This is a genomic window from Fusobacterium ulcerans ATCC 49185, from assembly GCF_900683735.1.
Lineage (GTDB): Bacteria > Fusobacteriota > Fusobacteriia > Fusobacteriales > Fusobacteriaceae > Fusobacterium_A > Fusobacterium_A ulcerans_A.
The window spans coordinates 3712914-3736110 of record NZ_LR215979.1; the positions used below are offsets into that span (position 1 = coordinate 3712914).

Genomic DNA, 23197 nt, shown 5'->3' on the forward strand with positions numbered 1-23197 from the left:
GAGAAATCAAAGCTTCTCATTTTTTATTTAAAAATAAGAAAATTGAAATAAAACTAGAGTGAAAATTTTAATGTATTATATAGTTAAAATGATAAAAAGGAAGTCTAATATATCAGACTTCCTAAAATAATATTATTTAATCTAAAAGATTATTTCCATTAGTAGCTATTACTTTTTTATACCATTCAAATGACTTTTTTTTGTATCTTTTATAACTTCCATTTCCATCATCATCTAAATCAACATAGATGAATCCATAACGCTTGCTCATTTGACAAGTTGACATACTTATTAAATCTATACAACCCCAAGGAGTATATCCCATTACCTCTACTCCTTCTTCTATTGCTTCTGCAATAGCTGAAATATGTTCTTTAAAATATTGAATACGATAATCGTCTTGGATAGTTCCATCAGTTTCAATAGCATCATTATACCCCAATCCATTTTCTACTATAAATAGTGGTTTTTCATATCTGTCATATAAGTCAATCAATGAAGTTGTTAGACCTGTAGGGTCAATTTGCCAGTCCCACTCTGTTATATCAAGATATGGATTTTTAACACTACTGCTTATATTTCCACTTACTCTTTCTTTTCCCTCTTCATTTATACTTGAAATTTTACTCATGTAATAACTGAATGCCACATAGTCAACAGTATATTTCTTTAAGACTTCCTCATCTTCTTTTTCAAAGTGAATTGTAATATTCTTTCTTTCCCACTCATTTTTTATATGCTGTGGATAAGTACCTCTTACCTGAACATCTGAATAAAAATTATTTTTTCTATTATCTTTTAAAGCTAATAGCACATTTTGAGGATGGCAATTCTCTGGATAAGATAATGTTTTAGTAATCATACATCCCATCTCAGCTTCTGGTATTATCTCATGCAGATATTTTGTTGCTAATGCACTTGCCACAAATTGATGATGCAATGATTGATATACAACTTCTTCAAATTTATCTTTTGGAAATCTGTCGGGAACCATTCCTAATGTTGTAAAAGGATGTCTGAATACACTATCAATTTCATTAAATGTAAGCCAATATTTTACTAATCCTTTATATCTTGTATAAACTGTTTTACAAAATTTTAAAAATAGTCCTATTACTTCACGTTGATACCACCCTTGAAAATTGTTGCAGATATATAGCGGCAGTTCATAGTGATGTAGTGTTACAAGTGGTTCTATATTTCTTTTTTTCATTTCTTTGAAAAGGTTTTCATAAAATTTTAATCCTGCTTCATTTGGCTCTTCTTCTATTCCTGTTGGATATATTCTTGTCCACTGAATAGAGACTCTAAGAGTTTTAAATCCCATTTCTTGAAATAAGTCCAAATCCTCTTTGTAGTAATGATAAAAGTCTATTCCATGTCTTTTTGGATATTCAATAGTGTCATTTGTAGACATTGCACGTTCAATATCTTCACTTTTAATTTCATGAAGTGATTTATAATCTTTTTTATTAACATTCTTTTTTATTCTAGTGCAATCTGCAATAGATATTCCTTTTCCATCTATATTCCAAGCTCCTTCACATTGATTCGCTGCAGTAGCTCCTCCCCATAAAAAATCTGCTGGAAAAATATTTTTTTTCACAAAATTACCTCCTAATTTAAATTAAATATAAATTTTAAAGATTTAATAAATCTTTTTTGTTATGCTCAAAAATTTAAAATTAAGTTTATTTTAAACTTTATTGATTTTTATTGCCTTGTCTGATTATTAAAATATCATTATTTTGTTTTACTTTACCTAGATTTAATACTTTTACATCAGAATAATCTTCAGTATTTGAAATTACCATTATAGTAGTTGTATCATATCCTGCTTTTTTTATTTTCTCTATATCAAATTCTATTAAGACATCCCCTGCTTTTACTTTCTGTCCATCTTTTACTTTTTTTACAAATCCTTCTCCATTCATTTCAACAGTATTAATTCCAATGTGCATTAGTATCTCTGCACCTCTGTCAGTCACCATTCCTACTGCATGGCCTGTAACAAATACAGTTGAAATTTCTCCATCAGCTGGAGCATAAAGAATCCCTTTTGCAGGGATGATTCCGACACCTTTTCCAATAGATTCAGATGCAAAGGCTTCATCTTTTACCTTGCTAAGTTCTACTGCTTCTCCATCAATACAAGATTTAATAATTATATCCTCAAGATCACTTTTAGTTTTACTGCTATTTTCTTCATAAACTTCTCTATCTACTTTAATTTCTTCATCTTCTTTTTCATCTATTCCTAAAAAGTAAGTGATTACTGCTGTTATTACAAATGCAAGGGTAATTCCAATAACATAATATATAAATGTTTCTCCTAAAAATGCAGGTAAAGTAGTCAGTGCTGGAAATACATAGACTATAGCTTTAGTATGCATCATCCCCATAAATCCACCTGCTATTGCTCCTCCTATTACTTGAGCTATAAAAGGTTTTCTGTATTTTAAAGAGATTCCATACACAATTGGCTCTGTAATTCCTCCTAATAAGGCTGGAATTGTAGCTGAAAGTGCATATGCTTTATTTTCTTTGTTTTTTGCTTTTAAAAATACTCCAAATGCAGCTCCTGCACTTGCAAATGTTGCTGCTGCTATCATAGGCCGTATCACATCATAACCATATGTTGAAATATTATTAATCATAATAGGTACAACACCCCACTGTACTCCTAACATTACAAGAAAAGTCCAGCCAGCTCCAATAACAGCTCCTGTTAATAACCCATTTTTTACACTTAAAAAATTAACTAAATTACCTACTTGATCTGCAAGGTATACGCCAATTGGTCCAATTACAATGACAGTAAGAGGTACCATTATGAGAAGAGCAACAAATGCAAGGGCAAATAGTTCTATATTTTTAGGAATAAATTTTTTTAAAATCTTTTCTAATTTAGAATAAATCAAAATAGAAACAATAGCAGGAACCAGACTTCCAGAATATCCTATCAAAACTACAGGAATTCCTAAAAATGATGTTATATCACCTGGTTTTGACATAAGGTTTGTAAAATTCGGCTCCATTAATGTTGCCACTATTGCTAGTGCTATATATGGATTGCATTTAAAAGCTTTTGCAGAAGAATAAGCTAAAAATAATGGTAAAAAGTAAAATACACTGTTTCCAGCTGCTGCCAATATCTTATATGTTCCTCCACTTGTATCCAATATTCCCAATGTTGTTGTAAGAATAACAAGAAGAGCTTTTATCATACCAGCTCCTGCTAAAGCAATAACAATTGGATTTAGAATTGCTGACATCATATTTAAAGCTCGTGTAAATATAGTTCCGCTTTTTTTCTCTTCTTTTGTTTCTGTTTCTCCTATTGAATATTGTTTTTGAATTGCATTAAAAATATCTTCTACAGCATTTCCTACTACTACTTGAAATTGACCATTTCCTTTTACTATTGAAATTACTCCCTTAAGTTTTGATAAACTATTTTCATCAGTTTTTGTTTCATCTTTCAGTTTAAATCTTAATCTAGTTACACAATGTGTCAAATTTACTATATTATCCTCTCCACCAATAAGAAATACAATCTCTTTTGCTAATTGGTCATAATTTTGTTTCACCATGTTATAACCTCCATAATATTTTACTTTTTGAATTTATAGCCATATCATAGCATACTTTTTTATCAGTATTTAAAAGTTCGTTTTTTGGAAACTATATGCTATTAATAATTAAAAAATAAAAATAGTGTATTATTTAATTTGATATAATACACTATTTCTATAAAACTATTTATTTTTTATTAATTGACGATATTTATTTACAATATGATCATTTATCAAAGGATAAATTATAGAATGACTTTGAATTTCTGAATTATGATGGAAGGCTATGCAATTATCAATACCAGAATAATTTTTCATCTCTTCATTTCCAGTTATCAAAACAATCTTTGCTTTTGTTCTTGAATAATCTTTTTCTTCTTGAAATTCAGATAGTTGATATTTTTTCAGATAAAATCCAGAGTTAGAATATATAATTATTAATGTTTCTTCATCTGCTCTCCTAATAAATGTATCTTGTTTCACATCATCTAAATTTGTAATTAAAAATTTACCATTATAAGCTAATTTCATTTGCAGATCAATAGCTCCAATTTCTGAAAACAGCAAACCAAAACTTGCAACTTTTTTGTAACTAATGAGATCTTGTGCCAGTTTTTCTATATTTTTTAAATTTTCCTCTCCATTTAATGAATCTATATCCTGCTGAATACATTTTAAATATGAGCTATATCCATATTTTTCTATATATTCAGCTATATTTTGATTATAATTTAAATTATAACCATATCTATTTTCCTTGAAGGAAGCTGAAGCTTTAAAATCTGCATAGTCTTCAAAATTTAAAATCCTGATAAATTTAGAAATTGTAGACTTTGACACGTTACATAATTTTGCTACTTCTCCAATGGAAAGCTTATGCAATGAATGAAAATTCATTAATAATGTCATTGCAATGTGATAATTTGTAGAATCTAAATCATTATCATTCAACATGATTAAAAGTCTATTTAATAAATTCCCCATATTATTCCTCCAATATATTTCCATATTGTTATAATAAAAATTTAATGATTTAATAAAGTATAAATTATATTTTATATTATGTCAAGAAGTGCCATATAGCTTACTTTTCTTATGCTAATAATAAAACTAAAGTTATAATTATAAATTATCTATGAATCCTAAAAATCAAATATTATTTCATAATTATATCCACTTTTATAATAAAATTTATGTTTTAAATTAGTTTTAATTTTCTTAAAAATGTTGATATTGTAAAAAAAATAGGTTATAATAAATATATAAACCTTATTTTCAAAAAAATGAAAATTAAAAAAGGGGAAAATTATGAATAATCAAACTGGAAAATTACAAAAGGCTATAATAAACCTATCCAAAGATATTTTAAGTAGAGAAATAGAAAATAATTTAGATACAATAGTAAATTATTCAGAAAACTTAGAACTTTCTTTAGGAACAATACAAAAAGCTTTGAAAGAATTAACAGATATAAAAGCGATAGATTTAAAGAAAAAAGGCAAATATGGAACTGTTATTGAAAATATAGATTATAAAAAATTATTAGAAATTTTAAAAATAAACTATCTTTTGTGTGTTATGCCAATAACATATTCCCAAAGGTATAAAAAAATAATGGACAACATTACAAATAGTTTGAAAATACCTATCCCATTATATTTTTCTCATATGAGAGGAGGATATGTAAGGCAAAAACTTATAGAAGAGGGTGTTTACCATTTTGGTGTTGTTTCAAAATTAGCTGCTCAAAATGCTATTGATAGTGGATTTAATTTGGAGATTATAGAGGAATTTGGTCCAAGAACTTATGTGACAAAACATGTTATTTTAAAAAGAAAAGATTGTAAAGTAATTAATGTTGGAAAAGACTCTGAATCTAATGATCATATTTTTTTAACGAATTTTAATTTTCAAAAAAATGAAAATATTAAGATTATAGATATTAAATATTCAGAGGTTATTGAAAACCTGATTGCTAAGAAAATAGATGCAGCTATATGGAACTATGATGATGTTTTAGATAAAATGATACATTTAGAAAAACATGGAATAGTTATTGAAGAGCTTAATGAAAATGAAGGGAATCTTTTAGCTACTGAATCTGTTATAGTAATAAAAAAAGGAAATGAAGTTATTAAAAATATATTTAAAAAGTTTTTTGATAAAGAAAAATTTAAACTTATAGACTAAATAAATATTGGAGGGAAAATGGATTTACAAACTAGGCTAGATATATTAAATAGTTCAAAAGCTATAACAGATTGCACAAAGGATGTAATGTTGAATGTTATCCAAATGTTTAGTAAAAAATATAAAATAGAACTAACTGAAGAGAATGGAGCAATGATGGTTACTCATCTGTCAATGGCTATAATGAGAGTAAAAAATAATGAGCCAGTAAAAGCTATAGATGAAGATGTATTTAAAGAGGCACTAGAAAGTGAATATATTGAAAAAGCCCATCTTATCTATAAGGATTTATCAAAAGTTTTAGATGTGACTTTACCAGAAAATGAAAAAAAATATATGTTGGTAAATATTTGTGTGATTTTAGAAAATATCTAATTATTAAAAATAATGAGGGAGTGAAAAGTATGAAAAGAATAGTAATAGGTGGACAAATTGATAAAGACAGATTAGCACAAATGGTAATAAATATTTGTGGTGACAAAGCAATTGTAACAGTAAAAACGGATATTGAAGCAGCTATGGATGTAAAAACAAATACAGCAGATTATTATTTAGGAGCTTGTAATACAGGTGGTGGTGGAGCTTTAGCTATGGCTATTGCACTTTTAGGAGCAAATAACTGTGCTACAGTTTCAATGCCAGGAAATATAAAAAGTAATGAAGAAATTATAGCTGAAATTGCAGCTGGAAAAAAGGCTTTTGGATTTACAGCTCAACATATAGATGTGGTTGTACCAGTTATTCTAGCAGAGATTTTAAAATAGGAGGTATAGATGAACTATATAGTTGCAGTATTATTAGGAAGTTTAGCAGCACTTTTAGCTAACAGAGGAGTGGCTGTATTTAATGATGGATTGAGACCTATTGTTCCTGAATTTTTAGAAGGAAGAATGGATAGAAAGTCATTAGCAGCTACAAGTTTTGCATTAAGTTTTGGTTTAGTTGTAGGGTTTGGAATCCCTTTTTCACTTACTACACATATAATTTTAATTCATAGTATTCTTTTAGGAACTGATATAATAGGATCATCTTTTAGCTCTGACAAAAAAGGAGCAGTATTTTCAACTGTGGCTGGTGGATTTTACGGATTGCTTATAACTTTAGGTTTAAAAGTTGTTGTAGATATTTTTGCTAAATTACCAGTAAATTTTTTACCATCTCTTGGAAAAGTAGGATCTCCTATTATAGTTGCCTTTGCTGCTTTTCCAGCCTTAGTGGTAGCTTATCAGTATGGATATAAAAAAGGGGCTACAACTTTTGGATTGACAATAATTGTGAGACAGGTTATTCAAAAATATGGAACATTCATGTTTGATGGAAGTAAAATAGTTTTAAACCCAGATGGAATGGCTCTGCTTGTTGCTATGATAATTATGATAACTTTTGCTATGAGAGAAAAAGTGGTAACAGATGCTCCAGGTTCAAATACAATGTTACTGAATATATTTGCTGCTAGAGTTGAAAGAATAAAGAAAAATATTTTAGGATTAGCACTTATGGGGGGAATAATATCTGCTGCTATAAGTTTACATCTAGTAGCAGGAGATCCAATATCTTTAAATCTCTTAGCTGATGGAAAAACTTCAGAAGCAGGACTTGCTGCTCTTGCTAGAGCTATTGGATTTGTACCATTAGTTGCTACAACAGCTATAGCTACTGGGGTTTATGCACCTGCAGGAATGACATTTGTATTTGCTGTAGGAATCTTTTCAGGAAATCCTTTAATTGCCTTTGTTGGGGGAGCAGCAACTATATGCATTGAGATCTATGCTCTTGGTGCCATAGCTAAGTTCTTGGACAAATTTCCTGGAGTAAAGGGATGTGGAGATCAAATTAGAACAGCTATGTCTAAAGTTTTAGAAGTTGCATTAATTGTTGGAGGAATGATTGCAGCTGATGCTATGGCTTCAGGTCTTGGGTATTTATTTGTAGCTGGAGTTTATTTATTAAATAAAACAGCTAAAAAACCACTTGTAGATATGGCAGTAGGACCAGTTGCTGCTATATTGTTTGGAATTTTATTAAATATATTTTCAATTTTAGGTTTATATGGTGTATAAAAAAATTTAAGAGGAGTTTTTACTCCTCTTAAATTATAGTGAGGTGAAGAAATGGATTTAAAAGTTCTTTCTGGAATACAAAGGACAAAGGAGTTTTTAGGAAGAAGTGTAAAAAAGCAAAATCCAAATATAATTTTAGAACTTTTCAGAAAAAACTCTAACTACAAAACTTTTGGAATTAAAGATACCAGTGAAATAAGTAATGAATTTATAAAAAAATTACTTGTAAAAGGATATTCTTGGAATACAATTGATAATTGCAGTGATAGAGGAAGAGCTGTAGATTTAAATCTTTTAAATCCTATTACTGGAAAATTAATGATTGGGTCATCCAGTGGAACAGCTATAAATATTTTATATGGATTAAATACCATAGGAATTGGAACTGATGGAGGAGGATCTGTATTGGGACCTGCCATTGGATTAAATCTTTATTCAGCTTTATTATCTGGAATTGGAATAAAGGGAAGAAGCAGAAAAAAATCTACTGATTCCATAGAATTCATTCCAGGAATTGGAGTGATTGCTCAAAATTTTTCAGATTTACAAGAAACTTGTGAGATATTTTTAACTGAATCTCAAGAAAAGATAGAAAAATGCTGTGTTATAGATTTGCATTTAGAAGATTGTAAAAAGTTAAGTAAAAGTTATGAGATAGACTTTTTAAAGATTAGTGAAAGACCTTATAAAAGAGAGGATATGATAACTTTTTTAAAAGATATATTTAAGAGTTACAAGATGTTTATATATTTAGAAAAAGATATAGAAATTGAAGGAATAGGAGATTCTGTTTTGGGGGTTATGGGTAAAAAAGCTAGTGAAATTCAAAAAAGTTCAAATAAAGGATTTTTAAAAGTTTTGAATATGTTGAATTGTTCAGCCATAACTATTCCAACTGGTGATATTGGTAGTGCAATAGTTATAGTAGTGCCAAAGGGTGAAAAATATTTAAAATCTTTACTGGAAGTAGCATTCATTTTAAGTGAAGACAAAAGAGCAGAACTTTACAAAGAGTATTTTTTAAATTATCCACTAAAAGAGATAGACAACAGAGAATTTAAAAATTGGAGGGAATATGATTAAAGATATAACATATATGCATGAGCATGTAACAATTGACCTTTCCAAAGAGAAAAATAATCTAGATTGTAAATTAGATTCTTTTGAAGAAACAAAAAAGGAGTTCTTAAGATTAAAAGAGCTTGGAGTAACAAGAATTGTAGATGTGACTAATATAGGAATTGGTAGAAATGTAGATTATGTTATGAAAATGGAAGAAAATACAGGGTTAAAAATATATATGTCTACAGGCTACTATAAAGAACCATTTTTACCAAAAGAAGTTGAGGAATTAAATGTCGAAAAATTAGCTCAAAAAATGATAGATGATATAAGAATTGGAATAGATGGAAAAAAGAAATGTGCAACATTTATTGGTGAAATTGGAACTGGTTTTGAAGTTATGACTGAACTTGAGAAAAAAGTTTTTCATGCAGCAGCTATAGCTCAAAAAGCAACGGGAGTTTTTATAACAACTCACACAAGTTTAGGAAAATTAGGACATGAGCAGCTAGATTTTTTAGAAAATTTAAAAGTAGATTTAAATAAAGTTATTTTAGGTCATACAGCTTTAGCTAATAATTTAGATTATATAAGATCTCTTCTTAAAAGAGGAGCCTATATAGAATTTGATACTATTGGAAAAAATAGCTATTTACCTGATGAAATTAGGGCCCAGTTTATAAAGAAACTCTGTGATGAAGGGTGGAGTGATAAAATAATAATGTCTGTTGATTTAACAAGAAAATCTCATTTAAAAGTCAATGGTGGAATTGGTTATGCATATTTAATTGAAAATTTTCTTCCAAGATTAAGAAAAATAGGAGTACAAGAGATACTTTTAGAAAAGATATTGGTAGAAAATCCAAAAAAAATTTTAGGAATTAGGAGTAAATAATGAGAACATATCCATTGGAGTCTATAGGAATAGAAGCAGCAAAAGAGAAACAATTTAAAATGATAGATATAATAACAAGGCATTTTCAAGGGCATGAAATTTTAACTAGAGGTGATCTTGGAGTTGTTAAAAAATTAAATAAACCTTTAACTACAGAGAAAGCTGAAAAAGTTATAGCAGAGTTTTTTAACAGTGAAGCAGCAGTACTTGTAAGAGGTTCAGGAACAGCAGCTATAAAGTGGGGACTTTATAGTATTTTAGATGAGAAAAAAGAAAGAAAAGTATTAGTACATAAAGCTCCAGTTTACCCTACAACTAATGTAACTTTTAAAATAATGGGAATAGAAAAAGTCGAGGCTGATTTTAATAACTTAAGTGAATTAAATGAGGTATTAAAAAATAATATTTTTCATGCTGCCTTAATACAATATACTCGTCAAAAAATAGATGATTCATATAATATAAAAGAAGTTATTGATGAAATCAAAAAATACCAAATACCCATAGTTACAGATGATAATTATGCTGTTATGAAGGTAAAAGAAATTGGCAGTGAATTAGGTGCTGATCTTTCAGCATTTTCAACTTTTAAATTATTAGGGCCTGAAGGAATTGGGTGTATAGTTGGAAAAAAAGAATTTATTGAAAAAATAGTCAAAAGTAACTACTCTGGAGGAGGGCAAGTCCAAGGACATGAAGCATTAGATGTTTTAAAAGGTTTGGTATATGCACCTGTATCACTTGCTATTCAAGGAGAGGTAAATGATCAATTGTACACCTTATTTAATAATGGAGAATTAGAATTTATAAATGCAGCTTATCTTGTGAATGCACAGTCTAAAGTGATTATTGTGGAGTTAAAAGAAAATATTGCTGAAGAGATGCTGATTCATGCTGAAAAATTAGGAGCTTTGCCAAATCCTGTAGGTGCAGAGTCAAAGTATGAATTTTCACCATTGTTCTATAGAGTTTCAGGTACTTTTAGAGCCCTAGATTCAACTTTAGAAAAAAGGATGATTAGAATAAACCCTAATAGAGCTGGGGTAGAAACAATAGTTAGAATATTAAAAGAGAGTTATCGAATGGCAAAAGAGGTGAAATAATATGTTTTTGGATGTTTTGCAAGAAAAAAATTCTGAATTAATAAAAACAGCAATAGAACTTCATCAAAAAGGTGAAATTTTACCAGATACATATGTTTTGGATGTAGATGCTATTTTAAAAAATGGAAGAGATCTTTATGAAAAAGCACAAAAGAATGGAATAAAACTTTATGTTATGACAAAACAGTTTGGGCGAATTCCATATTTAGCTAAAAAATTGATTGAAATTGGATTTTGTGGTGTTGTAACTGTAGATTTTAAAGAAACTTTAGTTATGATGAACAACGGAGTAAAACTTGGAAATGTTGGTCATTTAGTTCAAATTCCTTCAGCTCTTGTAGAAAGGGTTATTTGTCATAATCCTGAGATTATAACTGTTTATTCTTTAGAAAAAATAAAAGAGATTAATTCAATAGCAAAAAAATATGGAAAAATTCAAGATATAATGTTAAGAGTTTTGGAAAAAGACAGTAAAATTTACTCAGGTCAAAGTGGTGGATTTTATTTAGATGAAATAAAAGAAGTGTCTGAAAATATTTTGAAATTTAAAAATGTCAGAATTAATGGACTTACATCTTTTCCATGTTTTTTATATAACTTTGATAAAAATATAATTGAAGGAACTAAAAATATTGAAACAATAAAAAAAGCTGAGAAAATATTGAAAGATATGGGAATTATTGTGGAGCAATTGAATATGCCATCAGTTACTTCTTTAGAAAATATTGAGGATATAAAAGTTCATGGTGGAACTCATGGGGAACCAGGACATGCTCTGACAGGAACAACTCCATTTAACAGTAAAAATTTAGATGGAGAAATACCTGCAATTGTTTATGTATCTGAAATATCTCATAATTTAGATAAAAAATCCTATTGTTATGGTGGGGGACACTATAGGCGCTCTGGAATGAAAAATATTTTAGTAGGGAAAGAGTTTGAAAAAATGAGAAGAGAAACAATAGAGTTTCCTACTATGGAGAGTATTGATTATTATTTTGAAATATGTGGAAATAATAAAGTAGGAGAAACAGTTATTGGAGCTTTTAGAACTCAGATATTTGTTACAAGAAGCAATGTAGCATTGATTGAAGGAATAAAGGATAAAAATCCTAAAATTATAGGTATTTATGACAGTTTAGGAAGAGAGATGTAATTATGAAAAGATTTGTAGTATTGGTATTAGATAGTTTTGGAATTGGTGAAATGAAAGATGTAGAAATGGTTCGACCTCAAGACATAGGAGCAAATACATATAAAAGTGTATTGGAGAGCAATCCTAATTTATATATACCTAATTTAGAAAGATTAGGTATTGCCAATGCAGCAGAACTAGAAATTGGAAATGTAAAATATTCAAAGGAAGCTGTGTACGGAAAAGCAAATTTAATGCACTTTTGGTGTGACACTTTTTATGGACATCAAGAACTTATGGGAACCTATCCTAAAAAACCTAAAGTTGAACCTTTTTATAAAGCTATTGATGAAGTAGAGAAAAAACTTAAAGAGTATGGTTATTCAGTTGAAAGATTTGGTTCTCCACAAGAAATACTAATAATAAATAAGTGTGCCACTGTAGGGGATAATCTTGAAGCTGACTTAGGACAAGTTTATAATATAACTGGAGCTTTAGATCTCATAAGCTATGATGAATTATTAAAGATAGGAAAAATTGTACGAAGAGCTGTAAAAGTTCCTAGGGTTATAACTTTTGGTGGTGAAGAAGTAACATTAGAAAATATAAAAGATGCCTATGAATGCAAAGACTTGATTTTTGCAGGAATAAATGCTCCAAAGTCTGGAGTTTATAAAAAAGGATATAAAGTACAACATATGGGATATGGAATCAATAGTGGGGTACAGTTGCCAAAGATTTTAGAAGGAGCAGCCAAAACTATTTTAATAGGAAAGGTTGCAGATATAGTTGAGAATCTAAATGGGAAATCTATTTTTGGTGTAGATAGTGATGAAATTATGGACAGACTAATTAAGGAGATTAAAGAAAATAAAACTGGATTTATTTGTGCTAATATACAAGAAACAGATTTAGCTGGACATCAGGAAGATTCAGTAAGATATGGGAATAGACTTGAAGTTGTAGATAAAAAATTAAAATTAGTTATGGAATTATTAGATGAGGAAGATATACTTATAGTGACTGCAGATCATGGAAATGATCCAAATATTGGTCATTCCAATCACACAAGAGAATTAGTACCAATTTTAGTTTATAAAAAAAATAAATTAAGTGGAAAAAATATAGGAGAAAGAAAGACTCTTTCAGATATTGGGCAAACTGTAGCTGAATATTTTGGAAGAATACTTCCAGATAATGGAGAGTCCTTTTTGAAAAAATTATAGATTTATCTGTAATTTTCACTATGATTTTATGGACTAAAAAATCCACTAATTTCAATTTGCTTTGAAAATATTTATCTATTTATATATGAGTGTCATAGATATTGTATTTCCAAAATAAAAAAGGTGTTAGAACTTTTGAAGACTGACACCTTTTTACATAATAACTTTTAATATCAATTAAATTCAAAATAATTAATTTCCTTGTTTAACTACTAACTCTAAATAATCAAGTAGAATACTTATAAAATCAGAACCTTTAATTCTATTTAACCCACCTTGACTGCAAGAAATTTCATCATATTTTTCAACGTAGTCTTTTCTGATACTTTTTCCATTTATAACAACAGGAACAGGATCGCCACTATGTTCCTTTCTTTCACAAGGTGTTGAATGGTCAGCAGCAAGGGCAATAATTACATCATTTAATTTTTCTTCTTTTATGAGGTTAAGAACAATTTTAAGCATTTTATCATATTTTTCTATGGCTTCAACTTTTCCCTGAGGATTGTTGTCATGCCCCATTAAGTCTGTAGCTTTGTAATGTAAGACTACAAGATCATTAGTTTTTAAAGCTCCCACAGCTGCCTTTGCTTTTTTTTCAATATTTGTATCAATATTTCCTGTAAAACTGCTGTCAGTTACAGTTTCAAATCCAGCTAATCTTGCAGCACCTAGAACTGTATCTTCAGCAGCAATGCAGCAGGCCTTAAATTTTAATTTTTCTGTTATTTTTTCTATTTTAGGCATTTTTCCTGCTCCTCTTGTAACAATACAATTAGCTGGAAATTTTCCCTCTTCAATTCTTTTTATATTCAAAGGATGATTTTTCAAAATCTCATGAGCTTTTACAATAACTTTATTCAATAGATCAGCAGTGAAAGCAGCTTCTTTGCTGTCATCTTTTGCTGTAGAAGTTTTTATTTTAAGGTCTTCTTTTTTAGGATCTGTATCAGAGATAGCAGAAGATAAATTTTCCCCTCTAAGAACCATAACTGCTCTATGTTCAGTTGCTTCTTTGAAAAGAACTGTAATTCCATCAATCATCATTCCACTTAAAGCGTCTGCCAGTTTTTTTGTTCCCTCTCTGATTCTTCCAGCTCTACGGTCAACTATATTCATATCATCATCAACAGTTGCGAAGTTACATCTAAAGGCAATGTCACCCTCTATTAATTCCATTCCCTTTCCAAAAGCTTCAATAGGACCTCTTCCAGGATAATCTTCAATTCCATAACCAAATAGAATCAGATGTCCAAGGTCTGTACCTACTGGTACTCCTGCTTTGTATAAATCCATAATTCCTGTTGTCCCATTTTTTGCAAGCATATCTAAAGTTTCGGTTTCAGCATATTCTAAAGGAGTCTTATTTCCAAGTGCCTCACAAGGTCTGTCTCCTAATCCATCTGCTATAGCCAAAAGTACTTTTCTTTCCATAATTATTTATCTCCTTATATAACAAATTTTATCCATGTGAAGTAAATCAATGATAGTGAGCATGATCCTATGAAACAAGAAATTAATCCATACACAAGTTCATCTTTAACATCAAAGTACCCAGTACCAAAGTATAGAGTATTAACTTTTGAGTGTGGTGGCAGTGTAATTGTATATGCTATTCCAAAAGAACAAACAAGAGCTAGTGACACTGGGTCCATACCGAGCTGTTTTGCTAATGCAATAATGGCTGGAATCAAGATAGTTGTTCTTACTGTTTTACTTGTAAAGATAAGATGGCTGAATACAGTTATAAAAATTAAAGTGATTGCCACTAGAGAATGAGACATTTTATCCAATCCAATAATATTTATTAATTTATCAATGGCCCATGCAGCTCCACCAGTATTGTCTACAGCATTTCCTACAGCATAAGCTCCTGCTGAGAATACCATCAAGTCCCATTTGATACTTGCTTGTTTCCAAGTGATAACTCCAATTCCAGGAAGCAGGCAAAGAAGCATACTTAAAACAGCAGTTTGTTCAGTACTGATTTTAAACCCAAACCATGCTTGCTGGTAATCTCCTGTTGCCCATAAAAATAGTGTTAGCATGAAGATAAATAATGCTTTCTTTTCATTTGTTGACATAGGTCCAAGATCAGTCAGTTGTTTTTTCAATGAAATTGTAGCATTACTCATTACATCTCCAAGTTCATTTTTGTGGCTGTATAATTTAAGTCCCACAATAAAGGCGATTATAGTAGTAAGAAGAGCCTGAGGAAGAGAACCTAACAACCAAGACATATATCCAACACTTGCTCCAGTTTGTTCATTTATAAATCCAAGAGCTAATACTTGTGCTGAAGTTGCAGTCATTACTACTGATGTAGCAAAGGCATTATTTTGTACTCCCTGAAGCATTATCAGTTTTCCAAAATTACTTTTTCCTGGAACAGCTTTGTACACTTCAAGTATAACTAAGATGATTGGAGCAATCAGTGAAGCTCTTGCAGTTGTAGATGGGACAAAGAATGCTAATATATAGTTAATGAATACAAAAACTATTAATGTTTGAGTAGGAGTTTTTGAGAACTTAGTTGTTAGAATAAGTGCAATTCTTTTTCCAAGATTTGAAGCACTCATTGCTGAAGTTAATACAAATGCGGCTACCATTAGCCAGATAATACTATAACCTAAAGTTTCAAAAGCCTGACTTTGTTTTTTTACAGCTCCAATTAATGGAAGTAGCAAAATGATAATAATTGAAGTTTGATAAATAGGAATTGGCTTAGCAATCCACATTATTAATGCAAATGTAAACAGAGCTAAACTTTTTTGAGCTGCTGCTGACATTCCTTGAGGCAGAGGCATTAATAGTATTACAAAGAATACAATAACTGCCCCTATGGTACTGAGTATGGGTACTAGATTTTTCTTTTGAGTGACTGACATTTTAATTCTTCCTCCCTTTGTTTTAACATTTACTAATAAATCGATTTTAGTAATTTTTGTATTTAATGAGTTACTGTTGAATCTATTATAAACATTTCAGTTTATTAATGCAATCGAATTATCTTTACATTTTGATAACTTTTTGTTATCATTTGTGTGGGAGGAGATTTTTATGGATATAGATAAAATAGAATCATTTGTAACTTTAGCAGAAATAAAGCACTTTGCAAAGGCATCAGAAGTACTCTATATTTCACAGCCAGCTTTAAGCAAAAGAATTCAGGCTCTGGAAGATGAGCTTAATGTGCCTCTTTTTAATCGTATTGGGAAGAAAATATTTCTCACTGTTCAGGGGGAATATTTTAAAAAATATGCAGAGGAGATGTTGGCATCTTATTATAATGCAAGAGAGTATATAAAGCAGATTGAAAACTTAGAACATGGAACTTTAAATTTTGGAACAACAAACTTTATTGGAGTGTATCTGATGCCTGAATTTATTTCAAAATTTCATAATAAATACCCAAAAATAGAGATAAATATGATAATTAATTCTTCTAAAAATATATTGAATATGCTGCATAAAAATCAACTGGAATTTATTTTTCTTTCAGACTATATTGTAGAAGAAGATAATTATTACGTTATTAATAAGTATATTGATGATAATCTGAAACTAATAGTGGGAAATAAGCATAGATTATTTGGACAGAAATCCTGCTCTTTATTTGATGTTGCAGATGACTTGTATATAACAAAAGAACCAACTTCATCTCAGTCTAAATTTTTAGATAAGGTATTTAAAAAATATAATTTTGATTTTAATAATAAACTTTTTATCAGTCATCAGGAAGCTATTAAGGAATCTGTTATTAATAATATTGGAATTTCAATTCTTTCTGTAAATTCTGTAAAAAGAGAATTGGAAAGTGGATTGGTAACAGCTCTTGATTTTGATGAAGAGGATATTCAAAGGGAGATACAGTATGTTTATATAAAAAATAAATTTCTGACTCCTGCTGCAAATGAGTTTATAAAATTAATATCTGGGTAGATGAAAAAGATATATTTTAATGTTTAAAGGGAATAAAACTTATAATTTAGCAAAATGGTACTGTTTTTTGATACAGCACCATTTTTCTATTTATATCTTTTTTCATATTTATTATAATTTCTTAATTTTTTATTTTTAAACTATGACATACTGATGTCAGATTTTAAATGTTATACTTAAATAACAACATAATTGATATGTATAAATATCAAAGTCTATTTGTAAGAATGGCTAAAAAACTAAAGTTATATTTTTATTTAGAAGTCATTCTCTTTATCAAATTAAAAAAAGATTAAGGAGTTTCTATGATTATACAAATTTTTAAAATATTATTAGAACGAAAAAATTTCTTTTTAGATTTACTCTGGCAGCATATTTATATCTCATTTACAGCTGTAATAATTGCTGCTGTAATAGGTCTTGGGATCGGTATTTTTATTGAAAGATTTCGTTATATTTCAAAGATTATTTTATCTGTTGTAAATTTTTTATATACTATTCCATCTATTGCTCTGTTGGGATTCCTTATACCCTTTTCAGGTATAGGAAACAAGACAGCAATTACTGCACTTATTATATATGCAATGCTTCCAATGGTACGAAATACCTATATTGGACTTGCAAATGTTTCTCCAGCTATATTAGAAGCTTCAAAGGGAATGGGAAGCACAACATGGCAGATTCTTTTTAGAATAAAGTTTCCCTTAGCATTTCCAGTTATTTTTTCAGGATTCAGAAGTATGGTTACTATGACAATTGCACTGGCAGGGATAGCTTCTTTCATAGGAGCAGGAGGATTGGGAGTAGCAATTTATCGTGGAATTACAACAAATAATCCAATTATGACTATGACAGGAAGTCTGCTTATTGCTTTTCTGGCAATTTTCTTTGATGCAATTCTTAATTTTGGAGAAAAATTATTGTCAATAAGGAAAAAGAGCAAGTATATCTATACTGCTATTATGGGAGTTATAGGTACTGCAATATTGATTAAATTTGTCGTTTCTGCATTTTTTACACCTGTTTCAAATGTAATTCATATAGCTACAAAGCCTATGACAGAGCAATATATTTTGGGAGAGATGTTAAAGGAATTAATAGAACATGATACAGATTTAACTGTAAAGCTCACATCTGGAGTTGGAGGAGGAACTACTAATATTCAGCTGGGAATGGAAGCTGGAAAATTTGATTTATATCCAGAGTATACAGGAACAGGATGGAATCAGGTATTAAAAGAAAAAGGAATCTATACAGAAAAGCTTTTTGAAGAGATGAATAAGAAGTATCAGAAAGATTTTAATATGATATGGCATGGAATGTATGGATTTAATAATACTTATGGTTTGGCAGTGAATAAAAAAACAGCAGATAAATATAGATTAAAGACTTATTCAGATTTAGCAAAAGTATCTGACAAACTAATTTTTGGAGCAGAGTATGATTTCTTTGAACGTGAAGATGGATATGATGCTTTATCAAAAGCTTATCACATGAGATTTTCATCTACAATGGATATGGATATTGGATTGAAATATCAGGCTATAAAAGATGAAAAAATTGATGCGATGAATATATTTACAACAGATGGACAGCTGGCAGATGCTGATATTGTTGTACTTGAAGATGACCTTTCTTTCTATCCTTCATATAAGGCTGGAAATGTTGTGAGAATAGAGGTATTTGAAACTCATCCAGAATTAAAAGATATTCTCTTAAAGCTTGAAAATAGTATAACTGACAAAGATATGGCAGAGATGAATTATCAGGTTGAAAGTATGAAGATGGAACCTAGTAATGTGGCACATAAATTTTTGATTGAAAAAGGATATGTGAAGGAGTAAGATTATGAAAGATAAAATTATATTTAAAAATATTTCTAAAAGTTATGGGGATAAAAAGATTCTCAAAGATATAAATTTGAAAATAAAAGAAGGAGAATTTGTTACAATTCTAGGACCTTCAGGATGTGGAAAAACTACTCTCTTAAAATTAGTAAATAGACTTCTTAGTTTTGATGAGGGAAGTATATTGATTGATGGAAAGGATATTTTGAAAAGCAATCCAGTAGATTTACGGCGTAATATAGGGTATGCTATTCAGGGAAGTATACTTTTCCCTCATATGACTGTGGAGCAGAATATCTCATATGTTCCTTCTCTCCTTAATGGAAATGATAAAAAAAGAACAAAGATGGCAGTTCATAAATGGCTGAAAATTGTGGGATTAGATGAAGAACTTTTAGAACATTATCCAGATGAGATTTCAGGAGGGCAGCAGCAAAGAGTAGGGATTGCAAGAGCTTTAGCAGCCTCACCAGATATTCTTCTCATGGATGAACCTTTCAGTGCAGTAGATGAAATTACTCGTAAAAATTTACAAGATGAGATAATCAGAATACAAAGTGAAACAGGGCTTACTATACTATTTGTGACACATGATGTAGAAGAGGCTTTGAGATTGGGGACGAAAGTGCTGATTTTAAATAATGGCTTAATAGAACAGTTTGATATTCCAGAAAATATATTGAAAAACCCTGCAAGTGATTTTATAAAGAAGTTAATAAAATATCAGAAATAAAAGAGGTAAATTTTATAGAAGATTAAATTATATGTAGAAAACATATTGAATATAAAAAAAAGAGGTTGATTCAAAAATCACCCTCTTTTAGTTTTAAGATTTTTTAAAATATATATGTCCACATAAGTATTGATGCCAGAATAATAATTCCTGTCCATAAGAATACCATTACACAGTATCCCATAATATCTCTGACACCAAGTTTAGCTATTCCCAAAGCAGGTAATGCCCAGAATGGCTGTATCATATTTGTCCATGTATCTCCCCAGCACAAAGACATAGTAGTCAATGCTGGACTTACTCCCAATGCATGTCCTGCTGGAAATAATACTGGTGCCTGTACAGCCCATTGTCCTCCAGCAGATGGAACAAACATATTTACTATAGCTGCACTTCCAAAAGATAACAGAGGAAATGTATGAGGTGAAGAAAGAGCTACCATTTTTTCAGATATCAATCCTGCTATTGATACTCCAGTGGAATTTAATCCTGTCATCATTCCCATAATTCCAGCATAGAACGGAAACTGTAATATAATTCCTGCTGAATTTCTTGCAGCATTTCCAACAGCCTGTATATAGTTGATAGGTGTTTTATGTAGTAAAATTCCAAATATAAGAAGAATGAAATTCATTATATCAATATTAAGACTTTTACCAAGGATGAAAAAGTGATTTATTACAAAAGTGATTCCTGAGATAAATATCAATACTGGTATGATTTTACTGTATTCGAGACGTTGAGCCACAGTAGGTTTTTCAGGTCTTTCCATTACTACAGTTTCTTCTTTTAATAAATTTGCATCAATAGTTTTTGTATGTTCTTCACTAGGATGCATAGCTGCATTTAACAAAGGAAGAGTAATAAGCATTATTAAAAGGGCTATTAAAGTAGTGATGTGATAACTTGTAGTTCCCAGAGAAATAAGTTGAGTAACTGTTCCCCCAGTTATTTTTGTAAGCTCATCTACATTACTTGCTGCTTTCAATGTGATTGAACTAGTTAAAACAGATAGCATAAATGTTGAATATGCAGATGCTATTAAAAGAGGATAATCCACTTTTTTTACTGTTTTTGCAACTTCTTTTGCAAGAATAGCTCCAATTACTAATCCAAACCCCCATTGAATCAGAGTAGCTATAGCTGCTGAAAAAGTAACAAATGCGACTGCCTGCTTTGGAGTCTTTGGAATTAAAGCAAGTTTTTTTACCAGTTTATGAAAAATTGGAGCAGTTGCCAGACAATTTCCAAATATTATTACAAGTACCATCTGCATTGAAAATCCTAAAAACCCCCAGAATCCATTTCCCCAATGCAATACCATTTGATATGGTGTTTCTCCATTTGTCAGTACTCCTAATAAAAATACTATTGCTGATAATATTAATGCAAAAATAAAAGGATCAGGTAAAAATGCCTGTACCATGTTTGTACAGAAATTTGTTAATTTTTTAATCATGTCTTACCTCCAAGATATTTTTTATTTTAGATGAATTTTATTCAGCAAGAAGAATTTCTCTTGCTTCATCTGATGTAGCTGTTTCCTTTCCTAATAATTCTATGATTTCCTTTATTTTTTTTACTCCATCTACATTTGAATTTGCTAGTCTTCCTTTTTCTATGTATAGATTATCTTCCATTCCAACTCTTGCATTTCCCCCAAGAATAACAGCTGCTGTTACTATATCAAATTGATCTTTTCCAGCTGCAGCACATGACCATACAAAATTATCTCCTAGTTGTTTTTTTGCTGTATTGTATAAAAATAGAAGATTATCCACTGTAGCAGGAAGTCCCCCCATAATTCCCAAAACAAATTGAATATATACAGGACCTTTTAATAAGCCTTTTTTCATAAAATATGCGATATTATTTATCATTCCTACTTCATATACTTCAAATTCAGGCTTTGTACCATTTTCTTTCATAACTTTTATATAATCTTCTATTCCTTGAAAAGTATTTATAAAAGGAAGATTATATGTATTTTTAACAAATGGAATTTCCCAGCCATATTTTGGTTCTTTTATTTTGTCTGCAATAGGAGAAAAACAGAAATTTACAGAACCAGCATTACATGAAGCAAGTTCTGCTTTACAGGAAGGAACAGCTGCAAGTCTTTCTTCAGAAGACATTCCAATAGCTCCTCCAGTAGTTATTCCTATTACAACATTGCATTTTTTTCTTATTTCATCTACAATATTCTTCATTATTTCAGGATCTCCTGTGGGTTCACCATTCTCCTCTTTTCTTGCATGTATATGGACTACTGCTGCCCCTGCTTCATGAGCAGCCACAGCTTCATCTATTATCTCCTGTGGAGTAACAGGAAGATATTCAGACATACTTGGAATATGTACTGCTCCAGTTATTGCTGCTGTGATAATTGTCTTCTTCATGTTTATTCCTCCTCTGTTTTAATAATTCTTACTTGCTTTAAGCTGAATTATTAGTCGTCTAAAAAAATCTTTCCTTATTTTTTCTTTTTCATCCTTAGGATATTTAAAAAATCCTTCTTCAGTTTTTAAACCTAAACAACCTTCTTTAACTTTTTGCTTCATTAAATCACAGACTCTGTCAGAGTTGTTCAATTCTTTAAAAAGATTATCCTCCACTGTACACCATATATCCAATCCTCCTAAATCGGCTGATTCTAATATTCCAGTTGTAGCACTTCTAAATCCTGGACCATATTTTAATGCTTTTTCAATATCTTCTGATGAAGCAGCTTCTGTTTCAACAAGATAAAAAACCTCTCTTGCCAGTGCATGAAGCAATCTATTAGCTATCATTCCTGGAATATCTTTTCTTACTTTTATTGGTTGCTTTTCAATACTTATATAGAGAGCATAGACATCTGAAAATATATCCTCAGACATATTTCCAAAATATGAAAGTTCTATTATAGGCATAAGGTGAGCTGGATTATACCAATGACATATCATTACACGTTTTTTTCTTTCACTGGAAATATCTTTTGTAATTTCTGATAATGATAAGCTTGATGTATTACTGGATAATATTGTATCTATAGGACAGATTTTATCTAATTGATTAAATAGTTCTTGTTTTGATTTTACATCTTCAGAGATGGTTTCTATTACATAGTCAGAATCTTTAACTGTTTCTTCTAAATTGGAAAAAATCTTTATATTAGATAAGGTTGAATTTATTAATTCTTTATCTATATATTTTTCTTCTGCCATAAATTCTAATTCAGATTTTATTTCATCCATCACATTTTCATGATTTTTTTTATTTCTGTCATACATACTTATTTTATAGCCATACCTAGCAAATGCATTTGCTATCCCATGTCCCATTGTTCCAGCACCAATTACACTTATATTTTTAATCATAGGATACCTCCAATTACTTTACTACTATACTATTCTTTGCTTATGTTATAGAGATGTTGTATTTTGGTGA

General features: G+C 29.8%; 20 protein-coding genes. 12 read left to right on the plus strand and 8 right to left on the minus strand.

Annotated features, from left to right (window positions below; translation table 11 throughout):
* Window positions 1-136: 136 nt before the first annotated feature.
* The 3 genes from E0E45_RS16920 to E0E45_RS16930 form a co-directional block, all read right to left on the minus strand.
* Complete coding sequence (locus tag E0E45_RS16920; protein WP_130892214.1) at window positions 137-1606, minus strand: glycoside hydrolase family 1 protein; 1470 nt, start codon at window positions 1604-1606, stop codon at window positions 137-139.
* Window positions 1607-1703: 97 nt separating this feature from the next.
* The gene (locus tag E0E45_RS16925; RefSeq protein ID WP_130892215.1) at window positions 1704-3593 is read right to left on the minus strand and encodes a beta-glucoside-specific PTS transporter subunit IIABC; all 1890 of its coding nucleotides are present in this window, start codon (window positions 3591-3593) and stop codon (window positions 1704-1706) included.
* A 165-nt stretch (window positions 3594-3758) separates the two neighbouring features.
* On the minus strand, window positions 3759-4559 hold the full coding sequence (locus E0E45_RS16930) for a MurR/RpiR family transcriptional regulator (RefSeq protein ID WP_130892216.1): 801 nt from the start codon (window positions 4557-4559) through the stop codon (window positions 3759-3761).
* A 324-nt stretch (window positions 4560-4883) separates the two neighbouring features.
* Here E0E45_RS16930 and E0E45_RS16935 point away from each other — a divergent pair, with 324 nt between their 5' ends.
* From E0E45_RS16935 to E0E45_RS16975, 9 genes are read left to right on the plus strand one after another with little or no spacing between them, the layout of a single operon-like run.
* The gene (locus E0E45_RS16935; RefSeq protein WP_130892217.1) at window positions 4884-5765 is read left to right on the plus strand and encodes a YhfZ family protein; all 882 of its coding nucleotides are present in this window, start codon (window positions 4884-4886) and stop codon (window positions 5763-5765) included.
* 18 nt (window positions 5766-5783) lie between these two features.
* Window positions 5784-6140 carry a PRD domain-containing protein gene (locus E0E45_RS16940; RefSeq protein WP_130892218.1) on the plus strand — a complete coding sequence of 119 codons (357 nt, stop codon included), beginning with the start codon at window positions 5784-5786 and terminating at the stop codon, window positions 6138-6140.
* Between the two features lie 29 nt (window positions 6141-6169).
* Window positions 6170-6529: a DUF2620 domain-containing protein gene (locus E0E45_RS16945; protein ID WP_130892219.1), complete on the plus strand. Its 360-nt coding sequence runs from the start codon at window positions 6170-6172 to the stop codon at window positions 6527-6529.
* 9 nt (window positions 6530-6538) lie between these two features.
* Window positions 6539-7825 carry a YhfT family protein gene (locus E0E45_RS16950; protein ID WP_130892220.1) on the plus strand — a complete coding sequence of 429 codons (1287 nt, stop codon included), beginning with the start codon at window positions 6539-6541 and terminating at the stop codon, window positions 7823-7825.
* Between the two features lie 51 nt (window positions 7826-7876).
* Window positions 7877-8908: an amidase family protein gene (locus E0E45_RS16955; protein ID WP_130892221.1), complete on the plus strand. Its 1032-nt coding sequence runs from the start codon at window positions 7877-7879 to the stop codon at window positions 8906-8908.
* Window positions 8901-9782: a phosphotriesterase family protein gene (locus E0E45_RS16960; protein ID WP_130892222.1), complete on the plus strand. Its 882-nt coding sequence runs from the start codon at window positions 8901-8903 to the stop codon at window positions 9780-9782. The genes E0E45_RS16955 and E0E45_RS16960 overlap by 8 nt, the downstream gene beginning before the upstream one ends.
* On the plus strand, window positions 9782-10885 hold the full coding sequence (locus E0E45_RS16965; protein ID WP_130892223.1) for an aminotransferase class V-fold PLP-dependent enzyme: 1104 nt from the start codon (window positions 9782-9784) through the stop codon (window positions 10883-10885). The genes E0E45_RS16960 and E0E45_RS16965 overlap by 1 nt, the downstream gene beginning before the upstream one ends.
* 1 nt (window position 10886) lies before the next feature.
* A complete protein-coding gene (locus tag E0E45_RS16970) occupies window positions 10887-12041 on the plus strand; it encodes an alanine racemase (RefSeq protein ID WP_130892224.1) in 1155 nt (384 codons plus the stop codon).
* A gap of 2 nt (window positions 12042-12043) precedes the next feature.
* Window positions 12044-13246 carry a phosphopentomutase gene (locus E0E45_RS16975; RefSeq protein ID WP_130892225.1) on the plus strand — a complete coding sequence of 401 codons (1203 nt, stop codon included), beginning with the start codon at window positions 12044-12046 and terminating at the stop codon, window positions 13244-13246.
* 192 nt (window positions 13247-13438) lie between these two features.
* Here E0E45_RS16975 and E0E45_RS16980 read toward each other — a convergent pair whose 3' ends face one another.
* The gene (locus E0E45_RS16980; protein ID WP_130892226.1) at window positions 13439-14680 is read right to left on the minus strand and encodes a 2,3-bisphosphoglycerate-independent phosphoglycerate mutase; all 1242 of its coding nucleotides are present in this window, start codon (window positions 14678-14680) and stop codon (window positions 13439-13441) included.
* 14 nt (window positions 14681-14694) lie between these two features.
* Window positions 14695-16134 (minus strand): SLC13 family permease, encoded by a 1440-nt coding sequence (locus E0E45_RS16985; protein WP_130892227.1) that lies wholly within the window; start codon window positions 16132-16134, stop codon window positions 14695-14697.
* A gap of 172 nt (window positions 16135-16306) precedes the next feature.
* Here E0E45_RS16985 and E0E45_RS16990 point away from each other — a divergent pair, with 172 nt between their 5' ends.
* The 3 genes from E0E45_RS16990 to E0E45_RS17000 all read left to right on the plus strand — a co-directional run bounded on the left by E0E45_RS16990 (window position 16307) and on the right by E0E45_RS17000 (window position 19768).
* Complete coding sequence (locus E0E45_RS16990; RefSeq protein ID WP_130892228.1) at window positions 16307-17188, plus strand: LysR family transcriptional regulator; 882 nt, start codon at window positions 16307-16309, stop codon at window positions 17186-17188.
* 305 nt (window positions 17189-17493) lie between these two features.
* Window positions 17494-19032, plus strand: coding sequence for a glycine betaine ABC transporter substrate-binding protein (locus E0E45_RS16995; protein ID WP_130892229.1), 1539 nt, complete (start codon window positions 17494-17496; stop codon window positions 19030-19032).
* Between the two features lie 4 nt (window positions 19033-19036).
* Window positions 19037-19768, plus strand: coding sequence for an ABC transporter ATP-binding protein (locus tag E0E45_RS17000; protein WP_130892230.1), 732 nt, complete (start codon window positions 19037-19039; stop codon window positions 19766-19768).
* A gap of 103 nt (window positions 19769-19871) precedes the next feature.
* On the opposite strand, the gene E0E45_RS17005 is transcribed toward E0E45_RS17000, so the two are convergent.
* Genes E0E45_RS17005 through E0E45_RS17015 form a run of 3 tightly spaced genes read right to left on the minus strand, consistent with a single transcriptional unit; the run spans window position 19872 to window position 23127 of the window.
* Entirely contained in the window at window positions 19872-21227 is a 1356-nt protein-coding gene (locus tag E0E45_RS17005) for a short-chain fatty acid transporter (protein ID WP_130892231.1), read from the minus strand.
* A gap of 37 nt (window positions 21228-21264) precedes the next feature.
* Complete coding sequence (locus E0E45_RS17010) at window positions 21265-22167, minus strand: 3-keto-5-aminohexanoate cleavage protein (protein ID WP_130892232.1); 903 nt, start codon at window positions 22165-22167, stop codon at window positions 21265-21267.
* 18 nt (window positions 22168-22185) lie between these two features.
* Window positions 22186-23127, minus strand: coding sequence for a 3-hydroxyacyl-CoA dehydrogenase family protein (locus tag E0E45_RS17015; protein WP_130892233.1), 942 nt, complete (start codon window positions 23125-23127; stop codon window positions 22186-22188).
* Window positions 23128-23197: the final 70 nt, after the last annotated feature.

Excerpts from the sequence above, each read along its gene's own strand:
- E0E45_RS16945 (WP_130892219.1), top strand. The coding sequence starts at position 6,170 with ATGAAAAGAATAGTAATAGGTGGACAAATTGATAAAGACAGATTAGCA.
- E0E45_RS17005 (WP_130892231.1), bottom strand. The coding sequence starts at position 21,227 with ATGATTAAAAAATTAACAAATTTCTGTACAAACATGGTACAGGCATTT.
- E0E45_RS16965 (WP_130892223.1), top strand. The coding sequence starts at position 9,782 with ATGAGAACATATCCATTGGAGTCTATAGGAATAGAAGCAGCAAAAGAG.
- E0E45_RS17010 (WP_130892232.1), bottom strand. The coding sequence starts at position 22,167 with ATGAAGAAGACAATTATCACAGCAGCAATAACTGGAGCAGTACATATT.
- E0E45_RS16990 (WP_130892228.1), top strand. The coding sequence starts at position 16,307 with ATGGATATAGATAAAATAGAATCATTTGTAACTTTAGCAGAAATAAAG.
- E0E45_RS16935 (WP_130892217.1), top strand. The coding sequence starts at position 4,884 with ATGAATAATCAAACTGGAAAATTACAAAAGGCTATAATAAACCTATCC.
- E0E45_RS16955 (WP_130892221.1), top strand. The coding sequence starts at position 7,877 with ATGGATTTAAAAGTTCTTTCTGGAATACAAAGGACAAAGGAGTTTTTA.
- E0E45_RS16940 (WP_130892218.1), top strand. The coding sequence starts at position 5,784 with ATGGATTTACAAACTAGGCTAGATATATTAAATAGTTCAAAAGCTATA.
- E0E45_RS16995 (WP_130892229.1), top strand. The coding sequence starts at position 17,494 with ATGATTATACAAATTTTTAAAATATTATTAGAACGAAAAAATTTCTTT.
- E0E45_RS17000 (WP_130892230.1), top strand. The coding sequence starts at position 19,037 with ATGAAAGATAAAATTATATTTAAAAATATTTCTAAAAGTTATGGGGAT.
- E0E45_RS16970 (WP_130892224.1), top strand. The coding sequence starts at position 10,887 with ATGTTTTTGGATGTTTTGCAAGAAAAAAATTCTGAATTAATAAAAACA.
- E0E45_RS16975 (WP_130892225.1), top strand. The coding sequence starts at position 12,044 with ATGAAAAGATTTGTAGTATTGGTATTAGATAGTTTTGGAATTGGTGAA.
- E0E45_RS16985 (WP_130892227.1), bottom strand. The coding sequence starts at position 16,134 with ATGTCAGTCACTCAAAAGAAAAATCTAGTACCCATACTCAGTACCATA.
- E0E45_RS16960 (WP_130892222.1), top strand. The coding sequence starts at position 8,901 with ATGATTAAAGATATAACATATATGCATGAGCATGTAACAATTGACCTT.
- E0E45_RS16950 (WP_130892220.1), top strand. The coding sequence starts at position 6,539 with ATGAACTATATAGTTGCAGTATTATTAGGAAGTTTAGCAGCACTTTTA.
- E0E45_RS16930 (WP_130892216.1), bottom strand. The coding sequence starts at position 4,559 with ATGGGGAATTTATTAAATAGACTTTTAATCATGTTGAATGATAATGAT.
- E0E45_RS16925 (WP_130892215.1), bottom strand. The coding sequence starts at position 3,593 with ATGGTGAAACAAAATTATGACCAATTAGCAAAAGAGATTGTATTTCTT.
- E0E45_RS16980 (WP_130892226.1), bottom strand. The coding sequence starts at position 14,680 with ATGGAAAGAAAAGTACTTTTGGCTATAGCAGATGGATTAGGAGACAGA.
- E0E45_RS17015 (WP_130892233.1), bottom strand. The coding sequence starts at position 23,127 with ATGATTAAAAATATAAGTGTAATTGGTGCTGGAACAATGGGACATGGG.